A 24,614-nucleotide genomic window follows, 5' to 3' on the forward strand; every position below is an offset into this window, starting at 1 on the left:
GAATATAAAATGAACCTGATCCTGTTCGGGCCGCCTGCGGCCGGCAAGGGCACCCAGGCCAAGCGGCTGGTCGAAGAGCGAGGCATGGTCCAGCTCTCGACCGGCGACATGCTGCGCGCGGCGATCGCTTCCGGCTCGGAGCTGGGACTGAAGGTCAAGGACGTGCTGGCGCGCGGCGACCTCGTCACCGACGAGATCGTCATCGCCCTGATCGAAGCCCGCCTGCCGGAGGCCGAGGCCGCCGGCGGCGCCATCTTCGACGGCTTCCCCCGCACGGTGGCCCAGGCTGAAGCCCTGGACCTCATGCTGGCCAAGTGCGGCGCCAAGATCGACAGCGTCATCCGCCTGAAGGTGGACGACGCCGCCCTGACCGACCGTATCGGCAAGCGGTTCGCCGAGCAGGGTCGGGCGGACGACAACCCCGAGACCTTCAAGGACCGCCTGGCCGTGTACAACCGCCAGACCGCGCCGCTGCTTCCCTACTATGCAGACCAGGGCAAGCTGACCGAGGTCGACGGCATGGGCGACATCGCCGCCGTGGCCGCCGCCATCGACGCGGCGCTGGACGCCTGAGTCGACACGCGGTCTGATCCCCTCCGCTTCTGAAGCGTTAGCGTTCGGAAGCCTGCGCGGGAGAGACGGTTGCGGCCGAAACGAATGAAGCAATGGCGCTGGGGCGCGGCGGGGCTGGCGGCCCTTCTGCACCTCGGCGCCTTTGTGCTTTTGGGCGTCGGTCGACCCGAGGCGACCTTCGTGCCGCCACCGCCGCTCATCATTGTCGATCTGGTCCGGCCTGAGCCGGTCGCACCGCCGCCGCCGCCTCCAGAGCCTGCGCCGTCCCAGGGCGGCGGCGCCCCGGCCGCGCCATCCGTCGTGCGCCCCGCGCGTCCCCGTCCTGAGCCGCCCAAGCCGGAAGTCACGCCGCCGCCGCGTCCGGCCCCGGAGCAACCGCTGGTGATCGGCATTGCGCCCGAACCTGGCCCGACGCATGGTCAGGGGCAGGGCGGGCAGGGGACCGGCAGCGGGGGCGGCAGCGGATCGGGCGTCGGTCCTGGCGTGGGCGACGGCCCGCCGCGCATCATTCGCGGCCCCACGGTGGGGGAGCTGCGGACGCTACATCCGCGCGAGGCCTTCCGCCAGCGGCGAGGCGGTCAGGCGACCCTGGCCTGCCGGGTGCGCCTCGACACCACTCTGAGCGATTGCCGCCTGGTCGACGAATCGCCGCCGGGGATGGGATTCGGTCAGGCGGCCCTTGCGGCCTCGCGTTATTTCCGCTTTCGTCCTGCGACGCAGAACGGAGCGCCGCTTGATGGTCGAGAGGTCCGGGTGGGGGTCGAATGGCCCTGAGCCAGCCTGCTCACGGCGCTTGCCCGTTGACGCATTGGGAATCCCCTGTATAAGGGCGGCCTTCCGCGAAGGGCGTACACGTTCCAGGTCTGTTGACCGGAGCGGTTTCTGCGTCTGAATTAACGCGTACTTGGAGAATTTCGTGGCCCGTATCGCAGGCGTCAACATTCCGACGAACAAGCGCGTTGAAATCGCGCTTCAGTACATTCACGGCATTGGCGCGCACAACGCCAAGGAGATCACGGCCAAGATCGGCATCGAGCCGGCTCGCCGCGTGAACCAGCTGACCGACGCGGAGATCCTGCAGATCCGCGAGACCATCGACCGCGACTTCACCGTCGAAGGCGACCTGCGCCGCGAGACGTCGATGAACATCAAGCGCCTGATGGACCTGGCCTGCTACCGCGGCCTGCGTCACCGTAAGGGCCTGCCGGTCCGCGGCCAGCGCACCCACACCAACGCTCGCACCCGCAAGGGTCCGGCCAAGCCGATCGCCGGCAAGAAGAAGTAAGAGAGAGGCCTGACCGATGGCTAAGGAACCGGGTCGCGTTAAGCGCCGCGAACGCAAGAACATCACCTCGGGCGTGGCCCACGTGAACGCTTCGTTCAACAACACCATGGTGACCATCACCGACGCTCAAGGGAACGCGATTTCCTGGTCGTCGGCCGGCCACATGGGCTTCAAGGGCTCGCGCAAGTCGACGCCGTACGCCGCTCAGATGGCTGCGGAAGACGCTGGCAAGAAGGCCGCAGAGCACGGCGTCAAGACGCTGGAAGTGAACGTCTCGGGTCCGGGTTCGGGCCGTGAGTCGGCCCTGCGCGCCCTGCAGGCCGTCGGCATGACGATCACGACCATTCGTGACGTGACGCCGATGCCGCACAACGGCTGCCGTCCGCCGAAGCGCCGTCGCGTCTAAGGTTCACGCCGCCTAACCCTTCTCCCGGCGGCTCCTGTTGTTCTGAACGTGAGAACACGGTGCCGTCGAAACCCGTTCGAGGGACTTTATGATCGAAAGAAACTGGCAAGAGCTGATCCGTCCCGAGAAACCGCAAGTCGAGGGCGGGTCTGACCCGCAGCACAAGGCGCGTCTGATCGCCGAGCCTCTCGAACGCGGTTTCGGTGTGACGCTCGGCAACGCGCTTCGTCGCGTTCTGCTGTCTTCGCTTCAAGGCGCGGCGGTCACGGCCATTCAGATCGACGGCGTTGTTCACGAGTTCTCGTCGCTGGAAGGCGTTCGCGAGGACGTGGTCGACATCGTTCTGAACATCAAGCAACTGGCCCTGCGCATGCACGCGGAAGGTCCGAAGCGGATGACGCTGCGCGCCACGGGCCCCGGCCCGGTGACCGCGGCTCAGATCGACCTGCCGGCCGACATCGAGGTGCTGAACCCGGATCACGTGATCTGCACCCTGGATGACGGCGCTTCGGTTCGCATGGAACTGACGGTGCAGAACGGCAAGGGCTACGTCGCCGCCGAACTGAACCGCCCGGAAGACGCCCCGATCGGCCTGATCGCCGTCGACGCCCTGTATTCGCCGGTGAAGCGCGTCGCCTATCGCGTCGAGCCGACCCGTCAGGGCCAGTCGCTGGACTACGATAAGCTGATCCTGGAAGTTGAAACCAACGGCGCCGTCTCGCCGGTTGACGCTGTGGCTTACGCTGCGCGCATCCTGCAAGACCAGCTGCAGATCTTCATCACCTTCGATGAGCCGACCAAGGCGGTCGAGCAGTCGGACGGCAAGCCCGAACTGCCCTTCAACCCGTCGCTGCTGAAGAAGGTGGACGAGCTGGAGCTGTCGGTCCGTTCGGCCAACTGCCTGAAGAACGACAACATCGTCTACATCGGCGACCTGATCCAGAAGACCGAGGGCGAAATGCTTCGCACCCCGAACTTCGGCCGCAAGTCGCTGAACGAAATCAAGGAAGTTCTGGCGTCCATGGGCCTGAGCCTCGGCATGGACGTGCCGAACTGGCCGCCGGAAAACATCGAAGATCTGGCCAAGAAGTTCGACGACCAGATCTGATCATCAACCCTCCGCCCAGGTCCGTTGGATCGGTTGGGGCGGTTAGAATGAGAGGCCCCAGGTCTCGTCCGCCGAGTAGGGACGGGAAACCAGGGTTGAGTAGGAGAGACCCCGATGCGCCACGGCGCCGCCTATCGTAAGCTCGGCCGTACGGTCAGCCACCGCCAGGCCATGTTCGCCAACATGGCCGCCTCGCTGATCAAGCACGAGCAGATCACGACCACCCTGCCGAAGGCGAAGGAACTGCGTCCCTTCGTCGAGAAGCTGGTCACCCTCGCCAAGAAGGGCGACCTGCACGCTCGTCGTCAGGCTATCAGCGCCGTTCGCGACGTGCCGCAAGTCGGCAAGCTGTTCGACACGCTGGCCCCTCGTTACGCCGAGCGTAACGGCGGCTATATCCGCATCATGAAGGCGGGCTTCCGTCACGGCGACAACGCCGCGATGGCCGTGATCGAGTTCGTCGATCGCGACGTGGCCGCCAAGGGCCTGGACTCCGGTCCGGTCTTCGCCATCGAAGGCGACGACGAGGCCTGATTTCGGCTTCATCGCTACGATGCCGAAAGGACGACCGGAGCAATCCGGTCGTCCTTTTCTTTGTCTGGAATTCTGTGACGGGCAGGATGTTTCAATGACCTTCGCCATGCCTTCCATCGAGACATGGAATGGCCGCCGCGTCTCTATCTGCTCCGCGGATGGTTCGTTGTTGGCGACGACAGGCGACATCAACGACTTCCTGTCGATGGCCTTTGAAGCGAACGCGGACTGGCTGGCCCTGCCGGTCAGTCGTCTGGGGCAGGATTTTCTTCGTCTGCGCACCCGCCTTGCGGGCGAGACGACCCAAAAGTTCGTCAACTACCATGTTGGTTTGGCGATCATCGGCGACATCTCGGTCGAGAAAGCCGCATCGGATGCGCTGGCCGACTATGTGCGTGAGAGCAATCGAGGCCGTGCGGTCTGGTTCCTGCCGGACCTCGGCAGTTTGAAGACGGCTCTGGAGGCGGGGAGGGACGCGCCCTAGCGTCGTTCAACGTCGAGGCTTCGGTTTCATGCGGTACATCCGAAGAGAATTTGCGCCCGGGGGCGGTGTTTTCCGAAGTCGTGCAAATTGCGTCGGGGGCGGGAAGACGCCAAGCTGTCGCCAAGCCTCGCAGAAGGCTGAGAGTGAACGCATCAGGAGATCCCATGTCTCGTCCCCCCGCCATGCTGGCCGCAGGTCTGGCTGTGCTGGCCTTCTCGTCGCTGGCCATGACAACGACCAGCGCGCTGGCGCTAGAGGCGGCGGTCTCGCCCCAGGCTGCGACGGCGACGCCCGCCCGCACTCTGACCACGCCGCTGGAGGCGTTCGGCCATGAGGTCGGGGCGGACTATCGCCTGATCACCTACACTCAGTTCGAACGCTATCTGCACACTCTGGCCGGACAGTCGGACCGGATGAAGCTGGTTGAGATCGGCCGCTCGTCCGAAGGGCGGACGCAGTACCTCTCGGTCGTCTCCTCGCCCCAGAACCTGGCGAACATCGACCGCTATCAGGAGATCGCGCGGCGCCTGGCCAAGGCCGAGGGCGTCAGCGAGCAGGAGGCTCGCGCCCTGGCCTCCGAAGGCAAGGCCGTGGTTTGGATCGACGGCGGCCTGCACTCGACCGAGACGGTGCCGCCCCAGGCCCTGATCGCCGCCCTGTATGAATGGCTGACGGCCGAGGACGCCGAGGCCAAGCGCATCCTGGACGACGTGGTCATCCTGTTCGCGCCGCTGAACCCGGACGGGTGGGAGCTGGTCTCCACCTGGTACATGCGCAACGAGGATCCGCTGAAGCGCGAGTACGACAGCATTCCTGTTCTGTACCAGAAATACGTCGGTCACGATAACAACCGCGACTACTACCTGTCGGCCATGACTGAGACGACCAACGTCAACCGGCAGTTCTTTCGCGAGTGGTTCCCGCAGATCATCTATAACCACCACCAGACGGCGCCAGCGGGAACCGTGGTCTTCATGCCGCCGTTCCGCGACCCCTTCAACTACAACTATGATCCGCTGGTCATGAGCACCCTATCCGAGGTCGGGGCGGCGATGCACAGCCGCCTGATCGAGGAGGGCAAGCCCGGCTCGACCATGCGCAGCGGGGCCAACTATTCGACATGGAACAACGGGATGGAGCGCTCCGTCACCTATTTCCACAACGCCGTCGGCCTGCTGACCGAGATCACCGGCCACCCGACGCCCAGCCGGATCAGCCTGATCCCGGACAACCAACTGCCGCGTAACGACCTGCCCATGCCGGTCGCGCCTCAGACCTGGCGTTTCGCCCAGTCGATCGACTATTCGCAGTCGATCAACCGCGCCGTGCTGAACTACGCCTCGCGCAACAAGGACCGGACGCTGTTCAACATCTGGCGCATGGGCCAGAACGCCATCGACAAGGGGAATACCGACACCTGGCGCGTCACGCCCTCAACGGTCGAAGCCCTGCAGACTGCGGCCGGAGAGAACGCGCAGCAGGGGCGTCGCGGCGTTGATCCTGCGCTGTATGAGCAGATCCTGCGCGACCCGGCCCGTCGCGATCCGCGCGGCTATGTCATTCCCGCGGACCAGGCTGACCTGCCCACCGCCGTCGCCTTCCTGAACAGCCTGATCAAGACCGGCGTGGACGTCGAGCGGGCGACGCGCGCCTTCACCATCGGGGCTAAGACCTATCCGGCCGGTTCCTATGTGGTGAAGACGGCCCAGGCCTATCGCCCGCACGTGCTGGACATGTTTGAGCCGCAGGATCACCCGCACGATCTGCAGTATCCGGGCGGGCCGCCCAAGCTGCCCTATGACGCCACCGGCTACACTCTGGCCATGCAGATGGGCGTTCAGTTCGACCGTATCCTGGACGGCTTCGAGGCTCCGACCGAGCGCGTCGCCGATGTCATGGCGCCGCCGCCGGGCAGGATCGAGGGAACGGGTCGGGCGGGCTGGCTGATCGATCATGCGCCGATCAACGGTTTCATTCTGACCAACCGCCTGCTGGCGGCGGGCGCGCCCGTCTTCTGGCAGGAAGGCGAGACCCGCGCTGGCCGCACGACTCTGGCTCCCGGCGCTCTGTGGATTCCAGCTGACGACAAGACTCGCCCGATCGTCGAGGCGGCCGTACGCGACTTGGGCCTGAACGCTCACGCCGTCGCCCGTGCCCCCGGCGGCGACCGCATCGCCCTGAAGCCGATTCGGATCGGTCTGGTCGATCGTTACGGCGGCTCCATGGCTTCGGGCTGGACCCGCTGGATGCTGGAGCAGTTCGAATATCCGTTCGAGGTTGTCTATCCGCAGCGCCTAGACGCCGGCGATCTGAACAAGGACTTTGATGTTCTGGTCTTCGCGTCGGACATGATTCCTGCGGACCTGTCGGCGGCGGCCCAGCGCGAACAACCGGACCCTGAGACGATCCCGGCCCAGTATCGCGGTTGGTTGGGGGCCGTAACGGCCGAGAAGACGGCGCCGCAGATCGACGTCTTCGTGCGCGACGGCGGCAGTCTGGTCACCATCGGTTCGTCGCATCGCCTGGCCAAGGCCATCGGCGCGCCGGTGCAGGACGTGCTGACCCAGGCCGACGGCAGGCCGCTGGCGCCGACCGACTTCTTCATTCCTGGCGCGGTGCTCAAGACTGAGGTGGACAACAGCCGCCCTCTGGCCTTCGGAGCGCCGCGCGAGATGAACGTCTTCTTCAATCGCAATGCGGGCTTCCGCCCCGCGGGCGAGGGGACGTCAATGGTGCGCTATCCACAGCAGGTGGCGGTGAACAGCGGCTGGGCTATCGGGTCGGAGCGTCTATCGGGCGCAGAGGCGGTGCTGGACATCAAGCACGGCGAGGGGCGGGTGATCGTATTGGGGCCGGACGTGGTGAACCGCGCCCAGGCGCGGGCTTCCTCACGGCTGCTGTTCAACGCCCTGTTCTACGGTCCCGCCGTGACGGGCGCCGACCGTTAAGTCTCCCCCAGAGGCGGAAGTGAAAAGGCCGCCCGGCGTCCACCGGGCGGCCTTCTTTTTCAGAGATAGGCGGATCAGCCTTCGGTCGAACCGTCCTGGGGCGCCTTTGCGGCGCGGCCGCGGCTGTAGATGAAGTAGACGCCCAGGCCGACCAGGTTCCAGAACACGAACCACAGCTGCGTCTTCTGCGGCAGGCTGGCCAGTAGGTACAGGCAGCCGGCGATGGCCACGGGGCCCACGACCCAGCCCAGGGGCGTGCGGAACCCGCGCGGCATGTCAGGCGCGCGACGGCGCAGGATCAGCATGCACAGGGCCACGGCGCTGAACGCCACCAGGGTGCCCGCGTTAGCCAGGGCCACGATCTCGTCCAGCGGCACGAACAGGGCGATGGCGCCGACCACGACGCCGGTGAAGACGGTGATGCGCACCGGCGCCCCGCCCTTGGACACGCGGGCCAGGCCGCGCGGCAGCAGGCCGTCACGCGCCATGACGAAGAAGATGCGGCTCTGGCCGTAGAAGAAGGCCAGGATCACCGTCGGCAGGGTCAGCACCGCCGTCACCGCCAGGAAGTGGGCCGCGCCCGGCTGGTTGATCTCGCGCAGGATCAGGGCCAGCGGCTCGGGGCTGTTGGCGAAGCGGGTGAAGGGCGTGGCGCCCAGGGCGGCCGTGGCGATAACGGTGTAGATGGCGGCGCAGGCCAGCATCGAGCCGATGATGCCGATGGCCAGGTCGCGCTTGGGGTTGCGAGTCTCTTCGGCCGCGGTGGCGATGGCGTCGAAGCCGTAGAAGGCCGAGAAGATGATGGCCGCCGCCGCCATGACGCCGCGCTCGACGCCGTCCTCACCCATCTGACGGGCGAAACCGAAGGGGCTGAAGGGCTCCAGGTTGGCGGCGTTGAAGTGGGGCAGGGCGAACCAGACGAACAGGGCCAGGGCCGACAGCTTCACCGCCACCAGGATCAGGTTCAGCGTCGCGCTCTTCTTGGCTCCGGCCAGCAGCAGGGCGCCCACGGCCATGATGATGAACAGGGCTGGGACATTGGCCACGCCGCCGGCGTGCGGTCCCTGCATGAGGGCCATGGGCAGGCCCAGCCAATCATGCAGCAAGGGAGCCGCGTAGCCTGACCAGCTGACGGCCACGGCGCTGACCACCAGGCTGTATTCCAGGATCAGGCTCCAGCCGATGATCCAGGCGACCGCCTGGCCCAGCACGACGCGGGAATAGGTATAGGCGCTGCCGGACGCCGTCACCGTGGTCGCCATCTCGGCGTAGCACAGGGCGGCGCAGGCGCAGACGAAGCCAGCGATCAGGAAGGACAGCAGAACCGCCGGCCCCGCCTTATCCGCGCCGATGCCGATCAGCGTCAGGATGCCGGTGCCGACGATAGCGCCCACGCCCATGGCCACCAGATGCGGCCAGCTGAGGCTGCGGGCCAGGCTTTGAGCGCCGGACTCGGCGTTGGGGCGCGGTTGCGCGTCTGGGCCGCCCATCGGTGGCTCCTGTCTTGAGGAGATCATGAAGCCAGCGGGTTTGCTGCGGATGGCCGGGCAATACAAGGGGCGTGGGTCCGTCGCCCTGAGCGCGGGTTCGGTTTCTGATCCGATGGCGGAATTTTCGTCACGGTTTCTCAGTCGAAACGGCATGAAACGGAGGTCGATCCGTCACCGGCTCGCGCAAGCTTCGGTCCTGCTTTTCGCTATCCCTCGCCGCCGGGCAGGAGGGGTTCGACGTCATTCCGGTCGGTATGACCGCCTCCCGCCGCAGCTTTTTGACCAACCGGTGGAACGACGATGAACAGCAGCTTCAAGACCCTGCTCGTGGTGGCGGCCAGCACGCTCGCCCTGGCGGCCTGCGGCGGATCGGCCGAGGTGGCCTCGCCCGGCGAAGGCGACTTCGGCAATGGCAACGGGAACGGCAACGGCAATGGGAACGGCAATGGCGGCAACGGCCAGGCCGCGGCTGACTGCCCGACCGGGTTCGCCAACGTCGGCACCATGGCCAACGGCACGCTGCGCAACTGCCAGCTGCCGCAACAGATCAACGGCGCGCTGACCGTGCCGCTGCGCGCCGGCACCATCTACTCCATCTCGGGCCGCACGGCCGTCGGCACGGACGGCGGCGTCGACGCCTCGGCCAACACCGGCACCCAGGGCATCCTGACGGTGGAAGCGGGCGTGACCATCTTCGCCTCGGGCGGCGGCGACTACCTGCTGGTCAACCGCGGCTCGCAGATCTACGCCGAAGGCACGGCCTCGCAGCCGATCGTCTTCACCAGCCGCCAGAACGTCGAAGGCGCGACGACCGAGAACTCGCACGGTCAGTGGGGCGGCATCGTCATCGCCGGCCGCGCGCCCCAGGCCAACTGCCAGCTGACCGCGCCTGTCACCTGCACGGGCCAGGTGGAAGGCACCAACGCCTTCTACGGCGGCGGCAACGTCAACGACAACTCGGGCCGTCTGCGCTACGTCCAGATCCGCTATTCGGGCTTTGAGATTTCGACCGGCAACGAGCTGCAGGCCCTGACCCTGGCCGGCGTCGGCGCGGGCACGACCATCGAATACGTCCAGTCCTACAACTCGTCGGACGACGGCATCGAAATCTTCGGCGGCAACGTCAACCTGAAGCGCATCGTCATCAACGGCGCCGACGACGACGCCTTCGACACCGACACCGGCTGGCGCGGCGGCGCCCAGTTCGGCATCGTGACCCAGCGCGCCCCGAACGCGACCAGCCGTTCGGCCGGTTTCGAGTTCTCGGCGGCTCCGGCCTCGACCCCGCTGGCCCAGCGCTACAACTCGCAGCCCAAGATCGCCAACTGGACGATGGTGGGCCGCAACTCGCCGACCGACGCCCACACCGTCGCCCACTTCGACACGGGCACGAAGGCGACCGTGGTCAACTCCGTCTTCACCAGCGCCGCCGGTTCGCTGGCCGGTTGCCTGGACATCGCCGACGCCGACACCGCCAGCGTGAACCCGGTGTTCAACTCGGTCTTCATGTCCTGCGGCATCTCCTACCGCGCCAGCGGCGCCGCTCGCTCGGAGCCGATTTTCACGGCCGGCGCGAACAATACGGCCAAGGGAACCTCGACCCTGACCGCCCCGACCGCGGGCGTGACCATCTCCAACCAGGTTCTGACCTTCATCAACGGCGCCAATGAAACCGCCGTGACCCCGGTCAAGGCCTCGAGCGTCCACGCCGCCTTCACCGACACCGACTACATCGGCGCCGTGAAGAACGCTTCGGACACCTGGTGGCAGGGTTGGACCTGCGGCCTGACCGCCAACGCGAAGTGCTGATGAACCCTCTGGCGAGGCGGCGGTCCGAAAGGGCCGCCGCCGACCCTTTGAGCGTCCAGCCTCTCTCGACCTACGCAAGGCAGCCGAACATGAAGAACAAGACCCTGACCCGTAACGGGCTGCTGCTGGCCAGCAGCGCCCTGGTCGCCGCTTTCGGCGCGCCCAGCCTCGCGCTCGCCCAGGCGTCCGCCCCTGTCGCCGCCGTGGCTCTGAGCAATGAACTGCCCGCCGATCCGGAAAGCCCGGATCAGGTGTCGCAGACCCCGGCCACCCAACTGGGCGACATCGTCGTCCTGGGCCGCAATATCCCGCAGCCGAACCGTCAGAGCGCCGAGGTGGCCGCTTTCCTGACATCGGAAGACCTGCAACGCACCGGCGACTCCACCGCCGCCGCCGCCCTGACCCGCGTGACCGGCCTGTCGATCGTCGAAGGCCGCTTCGTCTATGTGCGCGGCCTGGGCGAGCGCTATTCCTCGGCCCTGCTGAACGGTTCGCCGCTGCCCAGCCCCGAGCCGCTGCAGCGCGTGGTGCCGCTGGACCTGTTCCCCTCCAGCATCCTGGCGGGCGTGACGGTTCAGAAGTCCTATTCCCCCAACTACCCGGGCGAGTTCGGCGGCGGGGTCATCGACCTGCGCACCGTGGACGCCCCGGCCGAGCCGTTCCTGACCTTCAAGGCGGGCATCGGCGGCAACACCGAGACGACGGGCCGCGACAACCTGGTCTATTACGGCTCGGACACCGACTGGACCGGCTTCGACGACGAGACCCGCAAGATTCCGGGGCCGATCGACCTGGCCTTCCGCACCGGCAAGCAGATCAACATGGCCAACTTCTCGGCCGCCGAGCTGCAGACGATGGGCCGCTCGATGGTCAATGCGCCGCTGCGCCTGATGCAGCGTCAGCAGACGCCGGTCGACGGCAGCCTGGAGCTGGCGGGCGGTTTCCGCACCCCGACCGAGGTCGGCGACCTGGGCGTCATCGCCGTGGCCGGCTACGACAACTCCTGGCGCACCCGTCAGGCGATCCAGGAAGAGGGCCAGTTCCAAGGCGACGACCTGGTGCCGGTCTCGACCTTCGACGTCGAGTCCAACCAGAACGACGTGCGCCTGAACTTCCTGGGCGGGCTGTCGCTGACGAACGACGATCATGAGGTGAAGTGGACCAACCTCTACGTCCGCACCACCACCAAGCGCGCCCGCACCTCGGCCGGTCCGGACTTCGACGCCGGCGGCAGCGTGATCCGCAACGACTACACCGAGTGGTTCGTGCGTCAGCTGTTCACCAGCCAACTGGCGGGCGAGCACTATTTCGGCGCCGACGGCGAGTGGAAGCTGGACTGGCGCGCGGCCTACGCCAAGACCTCGCGCGACGCCCCCTATGAATCGCGCTTCCAGTACGGCGTCGACGCCCAGGACCGCTTGATCCACAACGTCCAGGGCAACCAGATCTCGTTCAGCGAGCTGGACGACGAAATCTGGTCCGGCGGCGTGGACCTGGCCTATAAGCTGCCGATGGCGGCGGGCCGCGAGGCGACCATCAGCGTCGGCGCCTCGACCCTGGACAACACCCGCTCGGCCGAGCGTCACGACCTGCAGTTCGAGGCCGTCAACGGCCTGACCGACAGCCAGCGCCGCGCGCGGGTCGACTATCTGTTCTCGGACTTCAACATCAATCCGTGGACGCTGCAGCTGCGCGAGATCGCCGGCTCGAACGGCGCCAACGCCTATGACGCCGACATGAAGGTAAACGCGATCTACGCCATGGTCGACGCCGAGTTCGTGCCGACCATCCGCACCACCTTCGGCGTCCGCTTCGAGGACGGCCAGCAGAGCGTGACCCCGCGCGACCTGTTCGGCGGAACCTCGTCCTATGAGGCGACCGAGATCGAGGAGCAGTACTGGCTGCCGTCGTTCACGGCGACGTGGAACTTCACCGAGGATCAGCAACTGCGCTTCGGCGCGTCCAAGACCATCGGCCGTCCGCAGTTCCGCGAACTGGCGCCCCAGGCCTATACCGACCCGGAAAGCGACCGCGTCTTCATCGGCAACCCCTATCTGACGGACACCGAGATCCTGAACCTGGACGCGCGCTGGGAATGGTATTTCGGCCGCCAGCAGTTCGTCACGGCGGGCGTCTTCTACAAGAAGCTGGACAAGCCGGTCGAAGCGGTGATCGTCGATGTCGGCAACCAGCGCCAGCAAACCTTCCTCAATGCGCCGGAAGCGACCGTCATGGGCGTCGAGGCCGAGGTGAAGAAATACTTCGAGTTCGCCGATCAGGCGGCCTTCATCTCGAACAAGCGCTGGCTGGTGCAGGCCAACTACACCTGGTCGGACTCCGAGGTTTCGGTCGGCGAGGGCGACACCGTCATCACCTTGGGCGGCGGCGGCCGTCCCGAACAGGCGTCCTTCTTCATCCAGGACGGCAGCCGTCTGCAGGGCCAGTCGGAGCACGTCGCCAACCTGCAGCTGGGTTGGGAAGACGACACAGCCCGCTCGCAGGCGACCTTCATCCTGAACTACGTCTCGGAGCGGATCACCGCACGCGGCGCGGGCGTCGGTACGGCGCGCGAGCCGGACTATGTGCAGGAGCCGGGCGCCTTCCTCGACTTCGTCTATCGCAAGGACTTCACCGTGAAGGGCCGCGACCTGGGCTTCGCCTTGGAACTGCGCAACCTGCTGGGGACGGACTTCGAGGAGTATCAGGAGAAGGGCAATAAGATCCGCATCAACCAGTACGACCTGGGTCAGAGCGCCTCGGTCAGCCTGACGGCGCGCTTCTAAGCGCAGATCGCGCCTGACATTTGAGCCGGGAGGTCTAGCGGTCTCCCGGCTTTTTTTATCCCTCTCCTGTTGGGAGAGGGTGACGATATGGCGTCATTCGTTCCGAACCCGCTGCAGTTGTCGCGACAACTTCTCGGCCCTGTCATTGTTCGGAGCGAGCCGGGTACGGAGCATCCGACTAGGGAGGTTTTGCGGCCGCGAAAGGCCGTGGGGGATGTCTTCCTTGTTCGCTGGCCTTCGCAAATCGAGCGCCGTTTCGCCGGGCGGGAAAGCCCTGTCCCTGCGCGGATTTCGTCGCCCTCCGCTGCGGCGTCTGGTCGAGGCGGGGCTGGCGGTTCTTCTGTTAATTCAAGTCGTAAGGCTGGTCTGGCTGTTCGCCGCGCCGACGCCTCCAGCGACGCAGGCGCGGCCTCTGCCGGAGGTCGACCTGGGCGTGCTGTCGCGCTTCGACGCCTTCTTCCGCAACGGCGGCGGCGGGGCCGAGGCGGCGTCGTCGAACGGCGGCGGCCTGAGCCTGTTCGGCGTGCGCGCGGACGGCGCGGGCGGCGGCTCGGCCATCATCGGCCTGGTGGATGGACGCCAGGTCTCGGTCGGTGCGGGCGAGGAGGTGGAGCCGGGGCTGACCCTGAGCGCCGTCGCCCCCGACCACGTCATGCTGTCGCGCGGCGGCGCGCCGTTCCGTCTCGACTTCCCCGATATGGCGTCCGGGGCAGCCTCTGCGGCGCCCGCGACGACGGCGCCTCCGGTCGTGTCGACGCCTGAACCGGCCTCGGCCGAGGGCGCGGTGGTCGATCCTCAACGTCTGATCGCTCAGGCGGGGCTGCGGCCGCGCATCCAGGGCCTGGGGATCAAGGGGCTGACCGTGTCCGCTTCGGGCGACGGGGGCGAGTTGCGCAATGCAGGCCTGCGCTCAGGCGACGTCATCCTGTCAGTCAACGGCACGGCCCTGAACAGCCCGCAGGCGCTCGCCGCCCTGCGCGGCCAGTTGGCCGACGCTCCCTCGGCCCAGATCCAGTTCGAGCGCGACGGTCAGGTCCGCTCCACCACCGTAAGGACGCGCCCATGAAGGCCCCCAGTCGTCGCTCTGGAAGCCGCTCTCTGTTGACCGGCGTGCTGGCCGCTGTTCTGGCGGTGCAGCCGCTGGCCGCCGCGCCGGTGATGGCGCAGGAAGCGCGCCAGACGCTGAACGTCCAGAACGCCGATATCCGCGCCTTCGTGCAGGATGTGGCGCGCACCACGGGGCGCACCTTCATCGTCGATCCGGCGGTGACGGGCACGGTGACGGTGTCCAGCCCGCGTCCCCTGACCCGCGCCCAGCTGTTCGAGGTCTTCCTGTCGACGCTGCGGGCCAATGGTCTGGTGGTGACGCCGACGTCTTCGGGCGCCTATCGCATCAGTCCGGCGCAGGGGGCGGCGCAGGGACCGGCCACGGTCGGCGCCGAACGGTTTTCGACCGAGGTCTTCACCCTTCGCCACATCGACGCCGCCTCGGCCGCTGAGACGATCCGGCCTCTGGTCGGAGCGCAGGGGCAGGTGCTGGCCAATCCCGGCGCCAACAGCGTGGTGGTGGCCGACTTCGCCGACAACCTGTCGCGTATCCGGGCGCTGGTCGGCCGCATCGACGTGGACCGTTCGGCCTATGAGGTGGTGGCGCTGGAGAACGCCTCGGCGCGCGAGATCGCCGGCGTGCTGCAACAGGTGACGGGCGGTCCCGGCGGGCCGGGTCTGGTGACGATCACCCCGGTGGAAAGCTCCAATGCGCTGGTGCTGCGCGGCGACGGTCAGGCGCTGGCGCGGGTACGCGGCCTGATCGCCGATCTGGACGGACGGGCGCGGGCCAGTCAGGACGTCAACGTCGTCTTCCTGGAGCACGCCGACGCCGAGCAGCTTCTGCCGGTCCTGCAACAGATCGTCGGCCAGCCTGCGGATGCGGCGGCGACGTCTTCGCCGCGCCTGCGCACGGCCCGCGCGGGGGCGACCAATGCGACCAGCGGCATGGGGCAGGGCGGCCTGACCACGATGGGCGAGGCCGACAGCGGGCCGATCGGCTCGACCACCGTCACCGCCACCGGCCAGCGCGCCACCATCGCCCGTTTCCCCGGCGCCAACGCCCTGGTCATCTCCGGTCCGGCGGACCTGCAACGCACCCTGACCGAGGTGATCCGGCAACTGGACGTGCGCCGCCAGCAGGTGCTGATCGAGGCCATCGTCGTCGAGCTGAGCGACAAGGCCGTACGCGACCTGGGCGTCCAGTGGCTGATGGCGGGCGAGCAGGGCGTCGGCCTGACCAACTATTCCGACCGCGCGGCGCCGCTGGTGCCCATCGCGGGCGGGGCGGCGGCGGGTCAGCTCGACAAGGACGATCCCCTGCGCGAGCGGCTGCAGAACCTGGCCCTGAACAGCCTGCTGGGCTCCAACGGCTTTGTCGGCGGGGCGGGCGGCAAGTGGGGCGACGGCCTGTTCGGTTTCATCATCAATGCGGCCAAGACGGACGCGGGCTCCAACCTGTTGCAGACCCCGTCGATCATGACGTTGGACAATGAAGAGGCCACCTTCCTGGTCGGGCAGGAGGTGCCGATCACCACCGGCCGGGCCATTCTGGACGGCAATTCCAACCCCTTCACCACGACTGAGCGCAAGGACATCGGGGTGCGCCTGACGGTGCGGCCCCAGATCAATGCGGGGGGCTCCATCACCCTGACCCTGCGGCAGGAGGTGTCGAGCATCAACGGCCTGCTGACCAGCGGCGCCGCCGACCTGATCCTGGACAAGCGCGAGCTGGAGACGACGCTGGTCGTCGATGACGGCGACATCGCCGTGGCGGGCGGCCTGCTGGATCAGAACGACCGGCTGGAGACCAGCAAGGTGCCGGGGCTGGGCGACATTCCGGGCGTCGGCGTCCTGTTCCGCTCGACCAGCCGCGAGCGGGGGCGGACCAATCTGATGGTCTTCCTGCGTCCGACCATATTGCGCACTACGGCGGACGCGCAGGGGCTGGCGGCGGATCGCTGGGGCTATATGCGCGGCGAGCAGCAGCGCGTTCACCCCGATCGCGAGCCTAGCCTGGACGCCCTGTTGCGCGACTATATGCAGGCCCAGCCGCCCGCGGCTCCGGCAGCGGGCGAGCCGCTGGTCATCGCCCCCGTGGAGCCGGTCGCGGCCCGGCCGTTGCCGCCGGTGACGGGAGCCGCCCGGTGATCACCGTCGTCGATCCGCGCCTGCCCTACGGTTTCGCCAAGACCCACGGCGTCCTGCTGCTGGCGGCGGGCGAGGTGATGGCGGTCGGGGTGCGCGAGGGCGCCGACCCTCTGGCCCTGGTCGAGGCGCGCCGCGCGCTGGGCCGCCCGCTGGAGGCGACGCCGCTGAGCGCCGCCGCCTTCGACCGCAAGCTGTCGGAAGTCTATGCGGGCGAGCAACTGACGGCGGCCGACGGCGACGACCTGTCCCTGCCGGTCGGCCTGGACAGTCTGGTGGACGACATCCCGGCGGCGGCGGATCTGCTGGACGCCACGGACGACGCGCCGGTCATACGCCTGATTAACGGCGTCATCGCCGAGGCCGCCCGCATCGGCGCCTCGGACGTGCATCTGGAAAGCTATGAGACGCGCCTGCTGGTGCGGATGCGGGTGGACGGGGTGCTGCGTGAGGCGCTGAGCCTGAACCCGCGCGTGGCGCCGCTGCTGGTGTCGCGCATCAAGGTCATGGCGCGGCTGGACATCGCCGAGAAGCGTAAACCCCAGGACGGGCGCATCCCCCTGACGCTGGGCGGCAAGTCGCTGGACGTGCGCGTCTCGACCCTGCCGTCGCGGGCGGGCGAGCGGGTGGTGCTGCGGATTCTGGACAAGGATCAGGCCGGGCTGACGCTGGACCGGCTGGGCATGGACCCGGCGGCGCTGGAAGCCTTCCGCCATGCGCTGGCCGAGCCGAACGGCATCGTCCTCGTCACCGGGCCGACCGGCTCGGGCAAGACGACCAGCCTCTATGCCGGGCTGTCGCTGCTGAATGACGGCTCGCGCAACATACTGACGGTCGAAGACCCGGTCGAATACGCCATGGAGGGCGTGGGCCAGACGCAGGTGAATCCCAAGGTCGGCATGACCTTCGCCGCCGGTCTGCGCGCCATCCTGCGTCAGGATCCCGACGTGGTCATGGTCGGCGAAATCCGCGACACGGAGACGGCGGCCATCGCCGTTCAGGCCTCCCTGACCGGCCATCTGGTGCTGTCGACGGTCCACACAAACGACGCGGCCGGGGCGGTGACGCGCCTGCGCGACATGGGGGTCGAGCCCTTCCTGCTGGCCTCGACCCTGCGGCTGGTGGTGGCCCAGCGGCTGGTGCGGCGCCTGTGCCCGCACTGCCGGATCGAGGAGACGGCGGACAAGGCGACGGCGCGCCTGATCGGGGCCGAGGAGGGCATGCGCGTCTGGCGGCCGCACGGCTGCGCCGACTGCGGCTCGACCGGCTATGTCGGCCGCATCGGCCTTTATGAGACGTTGGCGGTGGACGAGAAGGTGCGCCGCCTGATCGCCTCGGGCGCCGACGAGGACGCGGTGTTCGACGCCGCCTTCGCGTGCGGCGGGACGCTGGCCGACCGGGCGCGGGCGCTGGTGCTGGAGGGCGTCACCTCGGTCGAGGAAGCCCTGCGCGTGGCGCGTCAGGAAACCGCCGCCGAAGAGGTCGCGGCCTGATGGCGGCCTTCGACTACATTGCGGCCGACGCGGCCGGGCGGACGATCAGCGGCTCCGTGACCGCCGCCGATGAGGCCGCCGCGCGCAAGGCGCTGGCGAAGCGTCAACTGGCGCCGTTGCAGCTGTCGCCGGGCCGAGCGGGCGCGGTCGCAACGTCGAAATCCGGCCGGACCGGACGACTGTCGCCCAAGGCGCTGGCGCTGACGACGCGGCAGTTGGCGACGCTGGTCTCCGTCTCTCCGCTGGAGGAGGCGTTGCGCAATCTGATGCTTCAGGCCGATCGACCCAACGTCCGGCGGGTACTGGAAGGCGTCCACGCCGGGGTGATCGAAGGGCGGCGCCTGTCCGACGCCATGGGCCAGCAGGGCGCGGCCTTTCCGCCGCTGTATCGCGCCATGACGGCGGCGGGCGAGCAGTCGGGCGCGCTCCAGCCCATCCTTGAGCGTCTCGCCGACGGGCTGGAGCGGGAGGAGGTCGTGCGCGGCAAGGTGCTGACGGCGCTGGTCTATCCGTGCGTGCTGGCGGTGGTGGCGCTGGGCGTCATCGTCGCCATGATGACCTACATCGTGCCCAAGGTGGTCGATCAGTTCGACAGCATGGGCCAGACCCTGCCGCTGCTGACGCGGCTGGTCATCGGCCTGTCGGATCTGATGCGCGACTGGGGCTGGCTGATGGCGCTGATCCTCGCCGCCGTGGTCGGCGCGGGGCTGATCGCGCGGCGGCGCGAGGCGGTGCGGCTGAGGCTGGACGCCTGGGTGCTGCGGCTGCCGCTGGTCGGACGTCTGACGCGCGACCTGCACGGGGCGCGCATGGCCCGCACCCTGTCGACCATGATCGCGGCGGGCCTGCCGGTGCTGGAGGGGCTGACCATCACCGCCCGCACCGTCTCCAACCGCGCCCTGCGCCGCGCTACCGAACAGATGGCCGAGGCCGTGCGCGAGGGCGGAGGCCTGTCGGCCGCCATGCGCCGCGCCGAGGTGTTCCCGCCCATCCTCGTCTACATGACCGCATCGGGCGAAAGCAGCGGTCGGCTGGAGCCCATGCTGGAGCGCGCGGCCGACTATCTGGAGCGCGAATTCTCCAACTTCACCGCCGTGATGCTCAGCCTGCTGGAGCCGGCGATCATCGTGGTCCTGGGCGGGATCGTCGCCGTGATCGTGCTGTCGATCCTGCTGCCCATCCTTCAGATCAACACCCTGGCTCTGGGGTGAGAGAGGCATTGATGTTCAAGACCTTCGCGCGTCCTCTTACTCCGTCATTCCCGGCCTTGTGCCGGGGATCCATAGACTCGACGGTCGATGGTCGAACGGTCGCGTTCCGCCTGTCCTCGGCTGCGTTTATGGATCCCCGGCACAAGGCCGGGGATGACGCTGGAAGGGAAGGCCGGCGTGCCGGCTTCACCCTGGTCGAGCTCATGGTCGTCATCGTCATCATCGGCCTGTTGGCGACGGTGGTGGCCATCAACGTCCTGCCCAGTCAGAACAAGGCCATGGTCGGCAAGGCGCGGGCCGACATATCGGTGCTGGAGCAGGCGGTGGAGACCTATCGCCTCGACAATCTGACCTTCCCGACGGACCAGCAGGGTCTGAAGGCGCTGACGGCGCCGCCCGCCGATCTGGCGCGGCCGGAACGCTATCGCCAGGGCGGCTATGTCCGCCGCCTGCCGGAAGACCCGTGGGGCAATCCCTATCAGTACCGCCGCCGCAGCGCCCATGGCGGCCAGTTCGACATCTGGTCTTTCGGCGCCGACGGCCAGGAAGGGGGCGAGGGGAATGACGCCGACATCGGCAACTGGCAGGGCTGAGGTCCGCCTAGCCACTCCCGCCACGTCATCCCCGGCCTTGTGCCGGGGATCCAGAGACTCACGGCTGGATCGTCGGGGCAAAACGCTTCAACGGCGCCGCCCGGCGTGGCTGGATTCTCGGGCCAAGCCCGAGAATGACGGCAGGAGGGGTTTCACCCTTGTCGAGTTAATGGTCGTCATCGCTATCATCGGCGTGGCGGCGGGAGCGGTGCTGCTGTCCATGCCGGACCCGCGCCCGACGCTGGCGGTCGAGGCCGAACGGTTCGCCGCGCGTCTGACGCTGGCGCGCGAAGAGGCGGTGATGACCAATCGCCCGGTGGCTCTGCGCGCCGATGCGGCGGGCTATGGCTTCGAGAGCTTCGACGGCGCCGCCTGGACGCCTTTGACCGGCGTGCTGGCGCCGAAGGCATGGGGCGAGGGGGCCGCCGTCGCTGGAGCTGCGCGCGCTGTGTTCGACCCCACCGGCGGCGCCGACGCCGCCAGCGTGCGGCTGGAGCGCGAGGGCCAAGCCGTCACCGTCGCCATCGACGGCGCGGGCGAGGTGACGATCCATGAGTGAGGGAGCGCCCCGCGCGGGCTTCACCCTGATCGAGTGTCTGGTGGCGCTGGCCGTGTTCGGTCTTGCGGCGATGGCGTTGCTGAACCTGTCGGGCGAGAGCACCCGCTCGGCGGCGCGGGTCGAGACGCGGACGCTGGGCGGCGTCGTCGCCGACAATGTGGCCGCCGAGGCGATGATCGCGCGCGACCTGCCCAGCGGCAGCACGTCGGGGCAGGCGTCGCTGGGCGGACGCGAATGGCGCTGGGTGCGGGTGGTCAGCGCGACCGACATGCCGGGCGTCGGTCGCATCGACGTTCGCGTCTTCGCCGATGAGGAACAGGCCGCCGAACGCGTGCTGTTCCGGGCGGCGGGCGCATGAGGAAAGATCGCCTATCCGCTCAAGCAGCGAGCCGCCGCGCGGCGAGCGATAGCGGAAGAAAGAGAGCCGGGTTTACACTGGTCGAGGTCATGATCGCCCTGCTGATCTTCGCCCTTCTGGCGGGGGCGGGCGCGCTGGTGCTGGGGCAATCGATCGAGACGCGGTTCGCGGTGAAGGCGAACGCGGACCGGGTGGCGGCGCTGCAACGCACCCGCGCCCTGCTGCGCGCCGATCTGGCGCAGGCGACGGCGCGGCGGGTGCGCGGGCCGACGGGGCGTCCGGCGCCTCAGGCGATCATGGGGCCGCAACGGCCGGGCGATCCGCTGCTGGTGCTGGCCCGCAGCGGCTGGAGCAATCCGGACGGCGCGCCGCGCGCCTCGGTTCAGAGGGTCGAGTACCGGCTGGTCGAGGATCGGCTGGAGCGCCGCGTGGCCCCCTATCTGGACGGGGCGCGGGCCGGGCCGCCGCAGGTGCTGTATCGCGGGGTGACGCAGGCGCGCGTCGCCTTCATCCAGAACGGGTCCGAGGCGCCCGCCTTTTCCGCCGGCAGCGACCGGCCCCTGCCGGACGCCGTGCGGGTGACGCTGACGCTGGACGGTTTCGGTCCGGTCGAGCAGCTGTTTCTGGTCGCGGCCGCATGAAGCCCGGCGCGCGCGATCGTCGGGGCATGGCCCTGCTGACTGTCCTGCTGCTGGTGGCGGTGATGGCGGCGCTGTGCGTGGTGTTTCTGGACGACGTGCGCTTTTCCGTGCGCCGCACCACCAACGCCGAGAGCCAGACGCAGGCGCAAGCCTATGCGGCGGGGGCGGAGGCGCTGGCGCGGCGGCGACTGTCCGACCTGGTTCGCGCTGATCCCGCGCGCACGCCGCTTCAGCCGCAGTGGAACGGCCGCGTCTTCGCCCTGCCGCTGGAAGACGGCGAGGGGCGGGCGGTGATCCGCGACGGCCAGTCCTGCTTCAACCTGAACAGTCTGGTGCTGGGGCAGGGTGAGGATCTGATCGCGCGGCCCGAAGGGGCGGCGCAGTTCATCGCGCTGGGCGCCGCGCTGGGCGCGCCGCGCGGGCGGATGGCGGCGGTGGCGGCGGCCCTGACCGACTGGATGGACGGCGACAATGAGGTTTCGTCGCAAGGGGCGGAAGACGCCGCCTACGCCAGCCGCCCGACGCCCTATCGCACCGGCGGGGTCATGTTGGCCGAGGTCAGCGAACTGCGCGCCGTGGCGGGGGTGGACGACGAACTCTATCGCCGTCTGAGGCCCTATCTTTGCGCCTTGCCGGAAGCCCGGTTGTCGCCCCTGAATGTGAATACGCTGGAGCCGCAGGATGTCGTGCTGCTGGTCGCGATCAGCCGGGGCGTGGTGGGGTTGAACGCGGCCAAGGCGGCGATCGCCGCGCGTCCGGCGACGGGTTGGAGCAGCCCGGACGCCTTCTGGGCTCAACCCGCCCTGTCGGGCGTGGTCGTCGACGAAGAGGCCAAGGGCCAGATCACCCTGGCCACCCGCTATTTCGACCTGAGGGTCGAGATCGAACACGGCGACGCCCGCGCCGTCCGCACCGCCCTGATCCACGTCGCGCCCGATGGTGCGGCGCGCACTGTCATCCGTCGCTGGACGTCTGAAGAATGAGCATGGAAGAATGAGCCACGCCCGCATCCTGTTCATCCCGACCCACGCGACCCTGGCGGCGCGTTTCCTGCTGGTCGATCGCGAGGGCCGCGTCGTCGGGCGCGGCGAGCTGGACCCGCATCAGGCCGACGCTCCGCCGCCGATGCGCACTATCGCCGTAGCGCCGGGCGCCGACGTCATGACGCGCTGGCTGGACCTGCCGCCGGGCAATATGGCGCAGGCCAGAGCCGCCGCGCGTTGGGCCTTGCGCGATCAGGCGGCGGGCGAGGTAGAGGGGCTGGACGTGGCCCTGGGCGCGGCGCCGGTCGACGGCGGCCCGCGCCTGACCGCGGCGGTGTCGGCCAAGCTGCTGCAGGCCTGGCTGCGCTGGATGGAGACCTTCGACATCCGGCCGGAGGCCGTCGTGCCGGACAATCTGTGCCTGCCTGCGTCGCTGGAGGCGGAGACATTGACGGCCGCACAGGCGGGGGCCGACGTGGCGCTGCGCGGCCCGGCGTTCGCCGTGACGGTCCAGCCGGATCTGGCGGAGGCGGTTGCAGCCGGGCGCTCTTTGACCTGGCTGGAAGGAGAGGCGTTGGACGCGGCCCTGGCGGCGGGGGCGATGGCGGCGCCGGTCGATCTGTTGCAGGTCCATGACCGGCGCGAGCGGGGGCAGGCGGCCAAGGGCTGGCGGCTGGCGGCGGGTCTGGCGGCGGCGCTGTTGGTCTCGCCCCTGATCCTGATGGCGGCCGAAGGGCTGCGCGACCGCGCGGCGGCCGATCGCGCCGAGGCCGGTGCTCGGGCAGGGGCGGTGAAGCTCTATCCTGAACTGGCGACGGCGGACGATCCGGCGCCGGAGGCTCTGCGGCGCCTCGACGCCGGGCCGCCGTCGGGCGGGACCGCGCGCGCGATGGCCGCCGTCTTCGCCGCCGTCGAGCGCATGCCGGGCGCCGAACTGGACGACGCGACCCTGGGCGGCGAGGGGCTGCGCGTCACCCTGGCCCATCCGACGTTCAATGATCTGGACGCCGTGCGCGCCGATTTGGCAGAGGCCGGGCTGGCGGTGGTCGATGAAACCTCGGCCGAGGAAGGCGGGCGCATGGTCAGCACGCTTACGATCGGAGGCGCCCGATGAAGGCCCTGTTCTCTTCCGTCGCCGCCTGGTGGGACGGCCGGTCGCTGCGCGAGCGGCGGATGCTGGCGGTCATGGGGGCGCTGGTGCTGGGCGTCGTCGGCTGGCTGGGCGTGGTGCGGCCGCTGGACGGTTGGCAGGCCGATCAGGCGCGCGCGCGCGTCGCCGCCGAACGGCGACTGACGCAGGTCGAGACGGCGGTGGTTCAGCGCGGCGCACGACCGACTGAGGCGGTCGATCTGCAGGCTCTGGTCGCCTCCACCGCCTCGGCGGCGGGGGTGCAGCCGACGCTGGGCATGTCCGAGGGCGGGCGGCTGGGCTTTCGGCTGGATCGCGTGACGACGGCCCAGGCCTTCGGCTGGCTGGCCGTGCTGGAGCAGGGCGGGGCGCGCATCGAGGAACTGGGCGTGGTCGAGAACGCGGACGGGACGCTGGGCGTGACGGGCGCGCTGGCGTCCGGGGCTAGGCCGGAGCGCTTTTCGGCCCCGTTGGAATCGTCCGTTGTGGACTTGGAGGGCGCGGCGGGGCAGGTATCGCAGCCATGATCTCTCGTCTGGCTCTTCCCCTGGTCAGCGCGGCCGTCCTGGCGGGCTGCGCTTCTGCGCCGCGCGTCGAGACGCAGTTGTCGGCCGCCGTGCCCGCGAACGTGACCGCCTATCGCCTGCTTGAGGCCGAGGCGCCGAGCGAGGCCGATCGCGCGGCGGCCGAGGCCGTGCGTCAGGCGTTGAGCGCGCGCGGCTGGCGCGAGGTGGACGACAAGGCCGCCTGGCGGGTCGAGACGGCCTATGCGGTGCGGCCTCAGAAGACCGGCGTCTTCACCGACGTCGATGCGCGCCAGGGCGAGTGGACCGATGCGCCGCGCCTGCCGCAATGGTGGAGCCAGGGCCGCCAGACGCACAGCCTGACGGTGATCCTGACCGGGCCGGGGAATGAGGCGGGCGCCTACCGCGCCTCGGCGGTGGCGATCCTGGGACGGCGTCAGGCCGAAACCGCGCCGGGCCTGCTGGCCGAGGCGGCGGTGGCGCAGTTGGACGTGGCGGACTAGGGCCG

23 protein-coding genes are annotated in these 24,614 nt (G+C 68.8%); 22 read left to right on the plus strand and 1 reads right to left on the minus strand.

Annotated features, from left to right (window positions below; translation table 11 throughout):
- The first annotated feature begins 9 nt into the window (after positions 1-9).
- The 8 genes from EGK63_RS01830 to EGK63_RS01865 all read left to right on the plus strand — a co-directional run bounded on the left by EGK63_RS01830 (position 10) and on the right by EGK63_RS01865 (position 7,338).
- Positions 10-573, plus strand: coding sequence for an adenylate kinase (locus EGK63_RS01830; protein ID WP_087139523.1), 564 nt, complete (start codon positions 10-12; stop codon positions 571-573).
- An 84-nt stretch (positions 574-657) separates the two neighbouring features.
- Complete coding sequence (locus tag EGK63_RS01835; RefSeq protein ID WP_125899652.1) at positions 658-1,347, plus strand: energy transducer TonB; 690 nt, start codon at positions 658-660, stop codon at positions 1,345-1,347.
- A 142-nt stretch (positions 1,348-1,489) separates the two neighbouring features.
- The gene (gene rpsM, locus EGK63_RS01840) at positions 1,490-1,858 is read left to right on the plus strand and encodes a 30S ribosomal protein S13 (RefSeq protein WP_025978145.1); all 369 of its coding nucleotides are present in this window, start codon (positions 1,490-1,492) and stop codon (positions 1,856-1,858) included.
- Between the two features lie 16 nt (positions 1,859-1,874).
- Entirely contained in the window at positions 1,875-2,264 is a 390-nt protein-coding gene (gene rpsK / locus EGK63_RS01845) for a 30S ribosomal protein S11 (protein ID WP_003164390.1), read from the plus strand.
- Between the two features lie 88 nt (positions 2,265-2,352).
- Entirely contained in the window at positions 2,353-3,372 is a 1,020-nt protein-coding gene (locus EGK63_RS01850; protein ID WP_003164391.1) for a DNA-directed RNA polymerase subunit alpha, read from the plus strand.
- A gap of 114 nt (positions 3,373-3,486) precedes the next feature.
- Complete coding sequence (gene rplQ, locus EGK63_RS01855; protein WP_087139521.1) at positions 3,487-3,906, plus strand: 50S ribosomal protein L17; 420 nt, start codon at positions 3,487-3,489, stop codon at positions 3,904-3,906.
- 94 nt (positions 3,907-4,000) lie between these two features.
- Positions 4,001-4,390 carry a DUF4180 domain-containing protein gene (locus EGK63_RS01860; protein ID WP_207896322.1) on the plus strand — a complete coding sequence of 130 codons (390 nt, stop codon included), beginning with the start codon at positions 4,001-4,003 and terminating at the stop codon, positions 4,388-4,390.
- A gap of 164 nt (positions 4,391-4,554) precedes the next feature.
- On the plus strand, positions 4,555-7,338 hold the full coding sequence (locus EGK63_RS01865) for a M14 metallopeptidase family protein (protein WP_125899653.1): 2,784 nt from the start codon (positions 4,555-4,557) through the stop codon (positions 7,336-7,338).
- 74 nt (positions 7,339-7,412) lie between these two features.
- Here the strand turns inward: EGK63_RS01865 and EGK63_RS01870 are convergent, their stop codons facing one another.
- The gene (locus tag EGK63_RS01870; RefSeq protein WP_125899654.1) at positions 7,413-8,828 is read right to left on the minus strand and encodes an amino acid permease; all 1,416 of its coding nucleotides are present in this window, start codon (positions 8,826-8,828) and stop codon (positions 7,413-7,415) included.
- Between the two features lie 300 nt (positions 8,829-9,128).
- Between EGK63_RS01870 and EGK63_RS01875 the strand changes: the two genes are divergently transcribed.
- From EGK63_RS01875 to EGK63_RS01940, 14 genes are all read left to right on the plus strand, one after another.
- On the plus strand, positions 9,129-10,637 hold the full coding sequence (locus tag EGK63_RS01875; protein WP_125899655.1) for a hypothetical protein: 1,509 nt from the start codon (positions 9,129-9,131) through the stop codon (positions 10,635-10,637).
- A gap of 89 nt (positions 10,638-10,726) precedes the next feature.
- On the plus strand, positions 10,727-13,420 hold the full coding sequence (locus EGK63_RS01880; RefSeq protein WP_125899656.1) for a TonB-dependent receptor domain-containing protein: 2,694 nt from the start codon (positions 10,727-10,729) through the stop codon (positions 13,418-13,420).
- Between the two features lie 214 nt (positions 13,421-13,634).
- Positions 13,635-14,486, plus strand: coding sequence for a type II secretion system protein N (locus tag EGK63_RS01885; protein WP_125899657.1), 852 nt, complete (start codon positions 13,635-13,637; stop codon positions 14,484-14,486).
- Positions 14,483-16,618 (plus strand): type II secretion system secretin GspD, encoded by a 2,136-nt coding sequence (gspD, locus tag EGK63_RS01890; protein WP_125899658.1) that lies wholly within the window; start codon positions 14,483-14,485, stop codon positions 16,616-16,618. Before EGK63_RS01885 ends, gspD begins: the two co-directional genes overlap by 4 nt.
- Complete coding sequence (gspE, locus tag EGK63_RS01895) at positions 16,615-18,108, plus strand: type II secretion system ATPase GspE (protein ID WP_125899659.1); 1,494 nt, start codon at positions 16,615-16,617, stop codon at positions 18,106-18,108. The genes gspD and gspE overlap by 4 nt, the downstream gene beginning before the upstream one ends.
- Positions 18,108-19,319, plus strand: coding sequence for a type II secretion system inner membrane protein GspF (gene gspF, locus EGK63_RS01900; protein ID WP_125899660.1), 1,212 nt, complete (start codon positions 18,108-18,110; stop codon positions 19,317-19,319). Before gspE ends, gspF begins: the two co-directional genes overlap by 1 nt.
- 128 nt (positions 19,320-19,447) lie before the next feature.
- The gene (gene gspG / locus EGK63_RS01905; RefSeq protein WP_125899661.1) at positions 19,448-19,912 is read left to right on the plus strand and encodes a type II secretion system major pseudopilin GspG; all 465 of its coding nucleotides are present in this window, start codon (positions 19,448-19,450) and stop codon (positions 19,910-19,912) included.
- Positions 19,913-20,021: 109 nt separating this feature from the next.
- On the plus strand, positions 20,022-20,471 hold the full coding sequence (locus EGK63_RS01910; RefSeq protein WP_256375745.1) for a GspH/FimT family pseudopilin: 450 nt from the start codon (positions 20,022-20,024) through the stop codon (positions 20,469-20,471).
- On the plus strand, positions 20,464-20,829 hold the full coding sequence (gene gspI / locus EGK63_RS01915) for a type II secretion system minor pseudopilin GspI (RefSeq protein WP_125899663.1): 366 nt from the start codon (positions 20,464-20,466) through the stop codon (positions 20,827-20,829). Before EGK63_RS01910 ends, gspI begins: the two co-directional genes overlap by 8 nt.
- A complete protein-coding gene (gspJ, locus tag EGK63_RS01920; protein ID WP_125899664.1) occupies positions 20,826-21,470 on the plus strand; it encodes a type II secretion system minor pseudopilin GspJ in 645 nt (214 codons plus the stop codon). The genes gspI and gspJ overlap by 4 nt, the downstream gene beginning before the upstream one ends.
- Before the next feature lie 26 nt (positions 21,471-21,496).
- The gene (gene gspK, locus EGK63_RS01925) at positions 21,497-22,453 is read left to right on the plus strand and encodes a type II secretion system minor pseudopilin GspK (protein WP_243637530.1); all 957 of its coding nucleotides are present in this window, start codon (positions 21,497-21,499) and stop codon (positions 22,451-22,453) included.
- A gap of 10 nt (positions 22,454-22,463) precedes the next feature.
- Entirely contained in the window at positions 22,464-23,567 is a 1,104-nt protein-coding gene (gene gspL, locus EGK63_RS01930) for a type II secretion system protein GspL (protein ID WP_165906508.1), read from the plus strand.
- Positions 23,564-24,109, plus strand: a complete 546-nt coding sequence (gene gspM / locus EGK63_RS01935; protein ID WP_125899667.1) for a type II secretion system protein GspM — start codon at positions 23,564-23,566, stop codon at positions 24,107-24,109. The genes gspL and gspM overlap by 4 nt, the downstream gene beginning before the upstream one ends.
- On the plus strand, positions 24,106-24,609 hold the full coding sequence (locus EGK63_RS01940) for a hypothetical protein (protein WP_125899668.1): 504 nt from the start codon (positions 24,106-24,108) through the stop codon (positions 24,607-24,609). Before gspM ends, EGK63_RS01940 begins: the two co-directional genes overlap by 4 nt.
- The last annotated feature ends 5 nt before the right edge of the window (positions 24,610-24,614 follow it).

It is taken from the genome of Brevundimonas sp. 357 (genome assembly GCF_003938605.1).
In the GTDB taxonomy this organism is placed as follows: domain Bacteria; phylum Pseudomonadota; class Alphaproteobacteria; order Caulobacterales; family Caulobacteraceae; genus Brevundimonas.